The 12,319-nt window shown below is 68.4% G+C and carries 8 protein-coding genes; 4 read left to right on the forward strand and 4 right to left on the reverse strand.

Annotation, left to right across the window (positions count from 1 at the left end; translation table 11 throughout):
- The first annotated feature begins 124 nt into the window (after window positions 1-124).
- Window positions 125-1,102, forward strand: a complete 978-nt coding sequence (locus FNV62_RS13540) for a RecB family exonuclease (RefSeq protein ID WP_143612905.1) — start codon at window positions 125-127, stop codon at window positions 1,100-1,102.
- A 62-nt stretch (window positions 1,103-1,164) separates the two neighbouring features.
- Complete coding sequence (locus tag FNV62_RS13545) at window positions 1,165-1,839, forward strand: response regulator (protein WP_054231158.1); 675 nt, start codon at window positions 1,165-1,167, stop codon at window positions 1,837-1,839.
- 132 nt (window positions 1,840-1,971) lie between these two features.
- On the opposite strand, the gene FNV62_RS13550 is transcribed toward FNV62_RS13545, so the two are convergent.
- The 4 genes from FNV62_RS13550 to metH all read right to left on the reverse strand — a co-directional run bounded on the left by FNV62_RS13550 (window position 1,972) and on the right by metH (window position 10,072).
- Window positions 1,972-3,555, reverse strand: a complete 1,584-nt coding sequence (locus FNV62_RS13550) for an ABC transporter substrate-binding protein (protein ID WP_097288856.1) — start codon at window positions 3,553-3,555, stop codon at window positions 1,972-1,974.
- A gap of 106 nt (window positions 3,556-3,661) precedes the next feature.
- Window positions 3,662-5,263 carry an ABC transporter substrate-binding protein gene (locus FNV62_RS13555; RefSeq protein WP_097283992.1) on the reverse strand — a complete coding sequence of 534 codons (1,602 nt, stop codon included), beginning with the start codon at window positions 5,261-5,263 and terminating at the stop codon, window positions 3,662-3,664.
- A gap of 445 nt (window positions 5,264-5,708) precedes the next feature.
- Window positions 5,709-6,410: an HAD family hydrolase gene (locus FNV62_RS13560; protein WP_054231155.1), complete on the reverse strand. Its 702-nt coding sequence runs from the start codon at window positions 6,408-6,410 to the stop codon at window positions 5,709-5,711.
- A 116-nt stretch (window positions 6,411-6,526) separates the two neighbouring features.
- Complete coding sequence (gene metH, locus FNV62_RS13565) at window positions 6,527-10,072, reverse strand: methionine synthase (RefSeq protein ID WP_097283993.1); 3,546 nt, start codon at window positions 10,070-10,072, stop codon at window positions 6,527-6,529.
- Window positions 10,073-10,341: 269 nt separating this feature from the next.
- Here metH and FNV62_RS13570 point away from each other — a divergent pair, with 269 nt between their 5' ends.
- Window positions 10,342-11,106: an IclR family transcriptional regulator gene (locus FNV62_RS13570; protein WP_054231153.1), complete on the forward strand. Its 765-nt coding sequence runs from the start codon at window positions 10,342-10,344 to the stop codon at window positions 11,104-11,106.
- Window positions 11,107-11,445: 339 nt separating this feature from the next.
- A complete protein-coding gene (locus FNV62_RS13575; RefSeq protein ID WP_054231152.1) occupies window positions 11,446-12,240 on the forward strand; it encodes an MIP/aquaporin family protein in 795 nt (264 codons plus the stop codon).
- Window positions 12,241-12,319: the final 79 nt, after the last annotated feature.

Genomic DNA, 12,319 nt, shown 5'->3' on the forward strand with positions numbered 1-12,319 from the left:
TGGTATGCGTCCGTCGCGACGCGTTCCGCCCCGGCACCCCCTCTGTTTTCCGCTCCGTCGCACAAGCGCGCACAGGCCCCGACTGTGCACTCACTGTCAGTGGCGGGCCGTAAGGTCTGTGGACATGGAAACCAGCACCGGGGGCGCCGTACCTCCCGAGCCGACCGAAGCCGTCACGGCCGAAGCCGCCGTGGCCGAAGCCGCCGTGGCCGAAGCGACGGACGCGTCGGCGGTTCCCGCTGCCCGCCCGGCCCTTCCTCCGAGCTCGCTGTCGCCCTCACGGGCGGGCGACTTCATGCAGTGTCCGTTGCTCTACCGGTTCCGGGTGATCGACAGACTCCCCGAGAAGCCGAGCGAGGCGGCCACCCGGGGCACGCTGGTCCACGCGGTGCTGGAGCGCCTTTTCGACGCCCCGGCGGCGGAGCGGACGGCTCCGCGCGCCAAGGCACTCATTCCGGGGCAGTGGGACCGGCTGCGCGAGACGCGGCCGGAGGTCGTGGAGCTGTTCGCCGACGATCCCGAGGGCGAGCGGTTGACCCGCTGGCTCGGCGAGGCCGAGCAGCTGGTGGAGCGCTGGTTCAGTCTTGAGGACCCGACGCGGCTGGAGCCCGCCGAGCGTGAGCTGTCCGTCGAGGCCCAACTCGAATCCGGGCTGAAGCTGCGCGGCATCATCGACCGCGTCGACGTGGCCCCGACGGGCGAGGTCCGGATCGTCGATTACAAGACGGGCAAGGCACCGCGGCCGGAGTACGCCGAGGGCGCGCTGTTCCAGATGAAGTTCTACGCCCTGGTGGTGTGGCGGCTGAAGCAGGTGGTCCCGCGCCGGCTCCAGCTCGTCTACCTCGGCAGCGGCGACGTGGTGACGTACGACCCGATGATCGAGGACCTGGAGCGGGTCGAGCGCAAACTGCTCGCGCTGTGGGAGGCGATCCGGCAGGCTACCGAGACGGGCGACTGGCGACCGAGGCCCACCAAGCTCTGCGGCTGGTGCGACCACCAAGCGGTATGCCCGGAGTTCGGTGGTACTCCCCCGCCTTACCCGCTGCCCGTCAGGGCGCCGGATTCCGCCGTCACCGAGCAGGGCAGAATGGGGCGGGACTAGGACCTGTCCGGCGCGTTGTCAGCTCCGGCCCGGTCCGCCGGACAGACTCCAAGGAGACTTGCGTGGCCATCCGCGTCCTACTGGTCGACGACCAGCCGCTGCTGCGTACCGGCTTCCGGATGATTCTGGAGGCGGAGCAGGACATCGCGGTCGTCGGCGAGGCCGGTGACGGTCTGCAGGCACTGGATCAGGTACGTGCGCTGCAGCCCGATGTGGTTCTGATGGACATCCGTATGCCGAGGATGGACGGGGTGGAGGCGACCCGGCAGATCACCGGTCCTGGGCGGGACGGACCGGCCAAGGTGCTCGTCCTGACGACCTTCGACCTCGACGAGTACGTGGTGGAGGCGCTGCGCGCCGGGGCGAGTGGCTTCCTCCTCAAGGACGCGCCGGCCAATGAGCTGGTGCAGGCGATCCGGGTGGTCGCGTCGGGCGAGGCGATGCTCGCGCCGAGCATCACCCGCCGGCTGCTCGACAAGTACGCGGGTCATCTGCCGTCGGGCGACGAGCCGGTGCCCGACACACTGCACACCCTGACCGAGCGGGAGGTCGAGGTGCTGAAGCTGGTGGCGCGCGGCCTGTCGAACGCGGAGATCGCCGCCGACCTGTTCGTCAGCGAGACCACCGTCAAGACGCATGTGGGCCACGTGCTCACCAAGTTGGGGTTGCGTGACCGAGTGCAGGCCGCGGTGTACGCGTACGAGAGCGGGTTGGTGCGCCCCGGCGCACAGCAGTAACCCACGGACGCCGTCCACTCCCCCAGGAGCTCGGCTGAGGATCCCAGGAGATCGACCGAGGGTCCCAGGAGCACGACCGAGGGCGCCCCCTTCCACGAAGAGGGCGCCCTCGGCGTCGGTACCGGCGTGGAGTCAGTCCTTGCTGATCTCCCAGAAGCGGAACACCGTCGAGGCGTCGAGGCAGTTCTCGAGGCCGTAGACGTTGTCCCGCACGATCGCGTACTGCTTGGCCTGCCAGATCGGGAGGACCGGGAGGTCCTCGGCCACGATGTTCTGGATCTTGCCGTACTCGGTTTCGGTCGAGGAGCGGTCGCTCTGGGCGGCCGTCTTCGGGATGAGCCGCCCGGTGATCGTGCTGTTCGTGTAGTGGTTGCTCAGCACGTTGCCCTTGCCGAAGAAGGGGGCCGTGAAGTTGTCGGGGTCCGGGTAGTCGGGCACCCAGCCCTTCACGTACACGCCGTACTTGCCCTTGGCGATGTCCTTCTCGTACTGGTCGTACGCGACGGACTTCACGGTCGCGTCGAACAGCCCGCTGGCGTTGAGCTGCTGGGCGATCGCCCTGAACTCCTGGTCGGTGGCGGGGCCGTAGCGCGAGGGGGTCGACCAGAGCGTGAGCTTGACCTTGCCGGTGATGCCCTCGGCACGGAGCGCCGCGGCTGCCTTCGTCCTCGAGGGGCGGGCTCCGTAGCGGTCGAAGAAGGCCGTGTTGTGGCCGGTGACACCGGCCGGGACGATCGAGTACAGCGGCGTCGCGGTGTCCTCGTAGACCTTGTTGACCAGGGCCTCGCGGTCGAGCAGGTAGGCGATGGCCTTGCGCACGCCGAGCTTGCCGGCGACCGGGTCGTCCATGTTGAAGACCATGTGCTGGACCTCGGCGCTGGTGCCCTCGACGACGTTGACGCCCCTGCCGGTGGAGGTGTCGTTGTTGATGTCCGCGATGTCGTCGGCGGCGAGACCTCGGTAGGCGATGTCGACCTGGTGGTTCAGCAGCGCCTTCTTCAGGGCGGTCTGGTCGCCGTGGAAGAACTTCAGCGTGATGCCGGAGTTCTTCACCTTGGCGGTGCCCTTGTAGCTGTCGTTGACCGAGAAGACGGCCTGGTCCTTGCCGAAGGAGTCCAGCTTGTACGGGCCCGAGCCGACCGCCTGGTCGTCCTTGCGCAACCCGTTGTCCGCGTACTGCTGGTGGTCCACGATCGAGCCGGCGCCGGAGGCGATCTTGCTGGGGAAGGTGGCGTCGGCGTACTTCAGCCTGAAGACGACGGTCTTCGCGTCCGGGGTCTGGACCGTGTCGAGCATGGGGAACATGACGGCCGGACCGGAGGCGTCGTCGATCTTCAGAATGCGGTCGAAGGAGAACTTGACGTCCTCGGAGGTGAGGGCGTCACCGTTGCTGAACTTCAGGCCGTCCTGGAGCGTGCACTTGTAGACCTTGGTCGTGGCGTCCGAGAACGCGCACTCCTTGGCCGCCTCGGGAACCGGCTCCGTACCGCCGTCGGGGAAGCTCAGCAACGACTGGAAGACGTTGTTGAACAACAGCCAGGACCCCGGGTCGTAGCCGGAGGCCGGGTCGGTGGCCAGGACGTCGTCGGACATCCCCATCACCAGGGAGGAGCCGGTGCTGCCGGGCTCGCTCGTCTGCGAGCCGCAGCCGGCGAGCAGACCGGCGGCCAGCCCCGTCGCGACGGACAGGACTGGCCACTGGTTGCGCATGTTCACGAGGAGGTGCCTTGTCATTGTTTTTCTGGAACGCCACGTGGAGCGGGCGCCGGGTCGTGCGGTCGGGCGCCGGGTCCACGGGACCCGGCGCCCTGTGAAGGACCGGTCAGCCGCTCACACCGCGGCCGAGCTCCCACAGCTGGAGCGTGGAGGACGAGTTGAGCGCCCACTCGGCACCCGTGATGTCGTCCCGCGCGGCGATGTACTGCTTGCCCTGCCACAGCGGCAGGAGCGGTACGTCGTCGGCCACCTTGTCCTGGATCTCGGTGAGGCTCTTCGACGCGGTGAGACGGTCGGCCTCGCGGCGGGACTCCGGGATCAGCGTGTTGCGGATCGCGCTGTTCACGTACGGGGAACCGAGGGTGTTGTTCTTGTCGAGGAACGGCGCCAGGTAGTTGTCGGCGTCCGGGAAGTCGGGGAACCAACCCATGCCGTAGACCTCGTACGAGCCCTTCTTCTCCGCCGGGCGGAAAGTATCCCAGGGCTCGCCCTTGATGTCGACGTCGAACAGGCCACTGGAGTTGAGCTGCTTCTTCAGCACCTCGAACTCCTGCGCGGTGGCGACGCCGTAGTGGTCGGTCGTGTAGTGCAGGGTGAGCTTGACCGGGGTGGTGATGCCGGCCTTGTTCAGCGTCGTGGTGGCCTTGGAGACGCTCGGGTCACCGTACTTGTTGAAGAACGAGTTGGAGTGACCCGTGATGGTGGCCGGGACCATCGAGAACAGCGGCTCGGCCTGGGAGCCGTACACCTTGGAGACGAGCTCGGCTCGGTTGATCACCTCGGCCATGGCCCGGCGGACAGCCGTGCTCTTCACCGACGGGTCGTTGGTGTTGAAGCCGAGGTAGCGGATCTCCAGGCCGGGCATCTCGACCAGGTCGACCTTGCCGCCCGTGCCGGCGGCACCGAGCTTCTCGATCTGGGCCGGCGTCATCGCGCGGGTCATCAGGTCGATGTCGCCCTTGTTGAGCGCGGCGCCCATGGCGTCGGCGCTCTCGAAGGAGCGTATCTCGGCCTTGTCGTTCTTCGGCTTCAACAGACCCTTGTAGTTCGGGTTCTTGGTGAAGGTGATCTTGACGGCCTCGTCGTTCTTGACGTCGGCCTGGAGGGTGTACGGGCCGGAGCCGTCGACGGAGAAGCCGTCGCGCAGCTTGCCCTTCTCGTAGTCCTTCGGGTTCACGATGCCGGCGACCGGGGTCGACAGCTTGAACGGGAAGGTGGCGTCCGCGGTGTTGAGGTGGAAGATCACCTCGTTGTCGCCCTGCGTCTCCACGGTGTCGACGGTGGACAGCAGCGCGGAAACGTCGCCTTTGAGCGAAATCGCGCGGTCGATCGAGAACTTCACGTCCTTGGCGGTGATCGGGTCACCGTTCGCGAACTTCAGGCCGTCACGCAGCTTGCAGGCATAGCGCTCGTAGCCGGAGTCGGTGAAACCGCAGCTCTCGGCAGCCTCGGGCTGGGGGTCGCCGTCACCGCGGGGCTGGACCATCAGCGTCTGCACGGTCTGGCGCAGGATGTTCCAGGTGCCGACGTCGTACGCGTACGCCGGGTCGAGAGGAGCCGGGGCATCCTTCGTCGCGGTGAACCGGTCCGTGGTGCCCACGACGATCGCGCCGCCGCCGCTCCCCCCGCTGTTGGAACCGCCACACGCGGCGAGCACCGGGGCGAGCAGGCCCACAACGGCCGGCAGCACCAAAGTCTTGCGGTTCATGCTCGAGTTTCTCCAGAGCTGTCGTGTCCGTGTACTCGCCATGCAGGGGTGGTGCGGGCGAGTCACCGGGGTTATGGCGAGGTTCTCGCGACGACATTAGTCCGCACCACCAGGACGGCCCGCAGAGACCGGAGTTGAGTTCCCATCACGCTGCGAAACCGGGCGTGGACGCACCGATAACCCGACAGCGGAAGGATTAGTGCAGCGTTCCACCAATCGGGACACAAGGGCACGTCCATCACCCCCGAAAGGGGGGTTACGGCACACGACAGGCCGAATGTCGACCCCTCGTCAGGTGATGAACCTCACACTGTCAACTCGGTGGGAGAGTACCGGAATTCGGCCATCCGGCCCCGGAATCAATTTCCCGTGGCAGGTCCGGGGCCCTTACCTGCGGAAACGCAGGGGTTATCGGCACATTCGGTTATGCACGCTGGGTGAACGCCTAGCGCATTTCCGTCATCAGACCACGGAGGAATGGCAGGTCGACCTCTTCCAGGGAGGTCACGACCGTGCGCCGGACGGCGGGGGCGATCGGTGCGACGGAGGGGACGGCGACCACGTGGCAGCCCGCGGCCTCCGCGGCGGCGACGCCCGTGGCGGTGTCCTCGATGACGGCGCACCGGGCCGGTTCGGCGCCGAGCCCGGACGCCGCCAGCAGATACGGGTCGGGGAAGGGCTTGGTCCGCTCCACCTCGTCGCCCGCGACGGTCAGCGCGAAGTACTGGGGGCCCAGGGAGGCCAGAACACGGTCGATGATGCGCCGGTGCGAGGCGGAGACCAGGGCGGTGGGGATCTCGTGCGCGGCGAGCTCCGCGAGGAGTCTGGCCGCCCCCGGCATCAGCGGCAGCGCCCGGTCGATACGGTCCTCGAAACCGTCGTTGAGCAGCACCGTGAGCTCGCCGAGCGTGATGTCGGCCCCGGTGGCCTCGATCAGGAAACCCGCGCTGCGGGTCATGGGTCCGCCGACCACCACATGGCGCCAGGAGTCGTCGAGGGTGTGCCCGAGCGCCCGGAAGATCTCGACCTCGACATCCCACCAGAACCCCTCGGTGTCCACCAGGGTGCCGTCCATGTCCAGGAGCACGGCCTGCAGCGCTGAGCCTTCGGCCGTACGGGTACCGAGCGCGGGAACCGTAGTGGTCATCCTGGCGCACCTCCTTGAGGGACGAGAAGGCCGGTTCCCTCAGGGGGAACCGGCCTGCTGTGGACCGTCCAGTGTACGACGGCGTCAGATGAAACGCCTGTCGGTTGTGAGGGCCCTCACCTCGCGTTGAAGTACTTCGCCTCCGGGTGGTGGATGACGATCGCGTCCGTGGACTGCTCGGGGTGCAGCTGGAACTCCTCCGAGAGGTGGACGCCGATGCGCTCGGGCTCCAGGAGTTCGGCGATCTTGGCGCGATCCTCCAGGTCGGGGCAGGCGCCGTAGCCGAGGGAGAAACGGGCACCGCGGTACTTGAGGTCGAACATGTCCTCGATGGCCGCGGGGTCCTCACCGGCGAAGCCGAGCTCGGAGCGGACGCGGGCGTGCCAGTACTCGGCGAGGGCCTCGGCCAGCTGCACGGACAGGCCGTGCAGTTCGAGGTAGTCGCGGTAGGAGTTCGCCGCGAAGAGCTTGGCCGTCTCCTCACCGATGCGGGAGCCGACCGTGACGACCTGGAGGCCGACGACGTCCCGCTCACCGGACTCCTCGGGCCGGAAGAAGTCGGCCAGGCACAGCCGCCGTCCGCGGCGCTGGCGCGGGAAGGTGAAGCGGGTGCGCTCGTTGCCCTGTTCGTCCAGGATGATCAGGTCGTCGTCCTTGGACACACAGGGGAAGTAGCCGTAGACGACGGCCGCTTCGAGCAGGTTGTCGGTCTGGAGCTTGTCCAGCAGTCCGCGCAGCCGGGGCCGGCCCTCGGTCTCGACGAGTTCCTCGTACGTCGGTCCGTCGCCCACGCGGGCCTGCTTCAGGCCCCACTGGCCCTTGAACAGCGCGCCCTCGTCCAGCCAGGAGGCGTACTCCTTGAGCTGGATGCCCTTGATGACACGGGTGCCCCAGAAGGGCGGGGTGGGCACCGGGTTGTCGACGGATACGTCCGAGCGGACGTGGCCCTCCTCCGGGCGCTCCTCGACGACCGTCGGGGCGGCGGCCCTCACCCGGCGCTGCTTGAGCTCCGGCAGTACGGCCCCCGGCACGCCCCGCTTGACCCCGATGAGCGCGTCCATCAGGCGCAGGCCCTCGAACGCGTCCCGGGCGTAGCGGACTTCGCCCTCGTAGATCTCGTACAGGTCCTGCTCGACGTACGCCCTCGTGAGGGCGGCACCGCCGAGGATGACCGGGTAATCGGCGGACAGACCCCGCTGGTTGAGCTCCTCCAGGTTCTCCTTCATGATCACCGTGGACTTGACGAGCAGGCCCGACATGCCGATGACGTCGGCCCGATGCTCCTCGGCCGCGTCCAGGATCGCGGAGACCGGCTGCTTGATGCCGAGGTTGACGACGTTGTAGCCGTTGTTGGACAGGATGATGTCGACGAGGTTCTTGCCGATGTCGTGCACGTCGCCGCGCACGGTCGCCAGCACGATGGTGCCCTTGCCCTCGGCGTCCGACTTCTCCATGTGCGGTTCGAGGTAGGCGACCGCGGACTTCATGACCTCGGCGGACTGGAGCACGAACGGCAACTGCATCTGGCCGGAGCCGAACAGCTCGCCGACCACCTTCATGCCGTCGAGCAGCGTCTCGTTGACGATGTCGAGGGCGGGGCGGGTCTGGAGGGCCTCGGCGAGGTCGGCCTCGAGGCCGTTCTTCTCGCCGTCGATGATGCGCCGCTTGAGTCGCTCGTCCAGGGGCAGCGCGGCCAGCTCCTCGGCCTTGCCCGCCTTCAGCGACTTGGTGGTGGCGCCCTCGAACAGCGCCATCAGCTTCTGGAGGGGGTCGTAGGCCGGTTCGTCGCCCTGCTGGGCGACGCGCCGGTCGTAGATCAGGTCGAGGGCGGTGGTGACCTGCTCCTCGTCGAAGCGCGCGATGGGGAGGATCTTCGACGCGTGCACGATCGCCGAGTCCAGGCCCGCCTTGACGCACTCGTCGAGGAAGACCGAGTTCAGCAGGATGCGCGCGGCCGGGTTGAGTCCGAAGGAGATGTTCGACAGGCCCAGCGTGGTCTGCACGTCGGGGCGGCGGCGCTTGAGCTCGCGGATCGCCTCGATGGTGGCGATGCCGTCCTTGCGGGACTCCTCCTGGCCGGTGCAGATGGTGAAGGTCAGGGTGTCGATGAGGATGTCCGACTCGTGGATGCCCCAGTTCGTCGTCAGGTCCTCGATGAGCCGTTCGGCGATGGCGACCTTGGTCTCGACGGTACGGGCCTGGCCCTCCTCGTCGATGGTCAGCGCGATCAGCGCCGCGCCGTGCTCCTGCGCCAGCCGGGTGACCTTGGCGAAGCGGGACTCGGGGCCGTCGCCGTCCTCGTAGTTGACGGAGTTGATGACGGCCCGGCCGCCGAGCTTTTCCAGGCCGGCGCGCAGGACGTCGACCTCGGTGGAGTCCAGCACGATGGGCAGCGTGGAGGCGGTGGCGAAGCGTCCGGCGAGCTCCCGCATGTCCGCGACGCCGTCCCGGCCGACGTAGTCGACGCACAGGTCGAGCATGTGGGCGCCCTCGCGGATCTGGTCGCGGGCCATCTCCACACAGTCGTCCCAGCGGGCCTCCAGCATGGCCTCGCGGAACTTCTTCGAGCCGTTGGCGTTGGTGCGCTCGCCGATCGCCATGTACGCGGTGTCCTGGCGGAACGGGACGGTCTGGTAGAGGGAGGCGGCGCCCGGTTCCGGCTGGGGGCGGCGCTCCGCCGGTGCCATCCCGCGCACGCGCTCGACGACCTGGCGCAGGTGCTCGGGGGTGCTGCCGCAGCAGCCGCCGACCAGGGACAGGCCGTACTGCCGGACGAAGGTCTCCTGCGCGTCCGCCATCTCGGGCGGGGTCAGCGGGAAGTACGCCCCGTCCTTGGTGAGGATGGGCAGCCCGGCGTTCGGCATGCACAGCAGCGGGATGCGGGAGTGGCGCGCGAGGTAGCGCAGGTGCTCGCTCATCTCGGCGGGGCCGGTCGAGCAGTTCAGGCCGATCATGTCGATGCCCAGCGGCTCCAGCGCGGTCAGCGCGGCGCCGATCTCCGAGCCCAGCAGCATCGTGCCGGTCGTCTCGAAGGCGAGGGAGACCAGCAGCGGCAGGTCGGCCCCGAGCGCGTCCAGGGCCCGGCGGGCGCCGAGGATGGACGACTTCGTCTGGAGGAGGTCCTGGGTGGTCTCGACGATCAGGGCGTCCGCGCCGCCGGCGATCAGGCCCTCGGCGTTCGCCTGGAAGCCGTCGCGCAGCGTGTGGAAGCCGATGTGGCCGAGGGTCGGCAGCTTCGTACCGGGGCCGATGGAGCCCAGCACCCACCGCCGGCGGCCGTCGCGGCCGGCGAACTCGTCGGCCACCTCGCGGGCGATGCGGGCGCCCGCCTCGGACAGCTCGTGCACGCGGTCGGAGATCTCGTACTCGGCCATGGCCGAGTGGTTGGCGCCGAAGGTGTTCGTCTCCACGCAGTCCACGCCCACCTCGAAATAGGCCTCGTGGACGGAACGGACGATGTCGGGGCGGGTGATGTTCAGAATCTCGTTGCAGCCCTCGAGGTTCTCGAAGTCCTCCAGCGTCGGATCCTGCGCCTGCAGCATCGTGCCCATCGCGCCGTCGGCCACCACGACACGCTCGGCGAGCGCCTCACGGAGGTCGGCGATGCGGGTCCGGTTCTCGGCAAGCTCGGACGAAAGGGACGGGTTCGGCAACGAAGCCATGAAGGTGCTCCCTGAAGTGCGACGGCTGTCGGCTTTGCGCTTCCCATGGAAGGCGCACGCCGTCAGGGTAGCCCGAGCATCGTCACGGGGTCAGGGCCGTCCACGGGGCGGACGGGCGTGGCGGGTGCGTCCGGGGTGTTAAGACAGACCGAACATGTTGCGACGACCCATTAGCGGGAGCTCGGCAACGAACGGTAGTGTTCGACATTGCCGAACGGCGGTAGCGGAGGCGCACGCTGTCGGTCGAAGGGGACGGAGGCAGCACGGCGATGGCACGGAACATCCAGTCGCTCGAACGGGCGGCGGCGATGCTGCGGCTCCTCGCGGGCGGCGAGCGGCAGCTCGGCCTGTCCGACATCGCCTCCTCGCTGGGCCTGGCCAAGGGCACGGCCCACGGCATACTGCGCACCCTCCAGCAGGAGGGCTTCGTCGAACAGGACAGCGTCTCGGGGCGCTACCAGCTGGGCGCCGAGCTGCTGCGGCTCGGCACCACCTATCTCGACGTGCACGAGCTGCGCGCGCGGGCGCTGGTGTGGACCGACGACCTGGCCCGCTCCAGCGGCGAGAGCGTCTACCTGGGCGTGCTGCACCAACATGGCGTACTGATCGTGCACCACGTGTTCCGGCCCGACGACAGCCGCCAGGTGCTGGAGGTCGGGGCCATGCAGCCACTGCACTCCACGGCCCTGGGCAAGGTCCTGTCCGCCTACGACCCGGTGGCGCACAGCGAGGTCCTGGAGGCCGAGCGGAAGACGTTCACGGCCCGCACGACGGTCGAACCGGAACAGTTCGAGGGGGTCCTCGACCTGACCCGCGCGCGCGGGTACGCCGACGACGTCGAGGAGACATGGACGGGCGTCGCCTCGGTCGCGGCCCCCATCCACAACCGGCGGCGCATGCCGGTGGGCGCCGTAGGCATCGCGGGGGCCGTGGAGCGGATCTGCCGTGACGGCGAGGTACGCCCCGAGCTGATCGCGGCGGTGCGGGACTGCGCCCGCGCGGTCTCCCGGGACCTGGGAGCCGGGCGGTTCTGACGCCCCGAACGACGAGCTGAACCCCGTACGACAACAGGCCGGTACGTGTCCTACGTACCGGCCCGTTTTGGCATGTACGCGCGAGCCAATCGGGCCCCGCAAGATCGATAACTCGGGGCGATCAATAACGATCGTGTTTTCGATAACGGAACTCTTGACGAGCTGGTAACGCCAGGGCAAGACTCCCGTCCATCGGTCGGCATTGTCGAACACCTACCGGCAATACGCGTTAGAGTGTGACAGTGCCATGGGCCGGCATCGCCCTCACCCCCGAGGGCGCGAACCACCGGTGGGACCCGGGGTTCGCCTTCCCCTGGACGAAGGACAAAGGAGTCGCGGGTGTCCAGCTCCGACATCTTCATCGGCGAGACCATAGGTACCGCCATACTCATCCTGCTCGGCGGTGGCGTCTGTGCCGCCGTCACGCTGAAGGCCTCCAAGGCCAGAAACGCCGGCTGGCTCGCCATCGCCTTCGGGTGGGGCTTCGCGGTCCTCACGGCGGTCTACACCTCCGCGCCGCTGTCCGGCGCACACCTGAACCCGGCCGTGACGCTGGCGCTGACCATCAAGGACGGCGGCTGGAACAACCTGCCGGTGTACTGGGGCGGCCAGCTGCTCGGCGCGATGATCGGCGCCACGCTGGTCTGGGTCGTGTACTACGGACAGTTCCACGCGCACCTGACCGACCCCGACATCGTGGGGGCTTCGGACGCGCAGGCCGCCGGTTCCAAGGCCGTCGAGGCGGAGGAGAAGGGCGCGGGCCCCGTGCTCGGTATCTTCTCCACCGGCCCCGAGATCCGCAACGCGGTGCAGAACCTCGCCACTGAGATCATCGCGACTGTCGTGCTGGTGCTCGCGGTCCTCACGCAGGGTCTCAACGACAAGGGCAACGGCCTCGGCCCCCTGGGCGCCCTGATCACCGCGCTGGTGGTCGTCTCCATCGGCCTCTCCCTCGGTGGACCCACCGGCTACGCGATCAACCCGGCCCGTGACCTCGGCCCGCGCATCGTGCACGCGCTGCTCCCCCTGCCGAACAAGGGCGGCTCCGACTGGAGCTACGCCTGGGTTCCGGTCGTCGGTCCGCTGATCGGCGGCGCGATCGCCGCAGGCCTCTACAACGTCGCCTTTGCTTAAATCCCCGAGGCCTTCGGGCCTCGGGCCCTCCTTGAACCGCAAGGTTTTCCGAGCCGTAAGCAATACGCCGTCAGGCCGT

Origin of the sequence: Streptomyces sp. RLB3-17, from assembly GCF_007113425.2 — a bacterium.
Taxonomy (GTDB): domain Bacteria; phylum Actinomycetota; class Actinomycetes; order Streptomycetales; family Streptomycetaceae; genus Streptomyces; species Streptomyces mirabilis_D.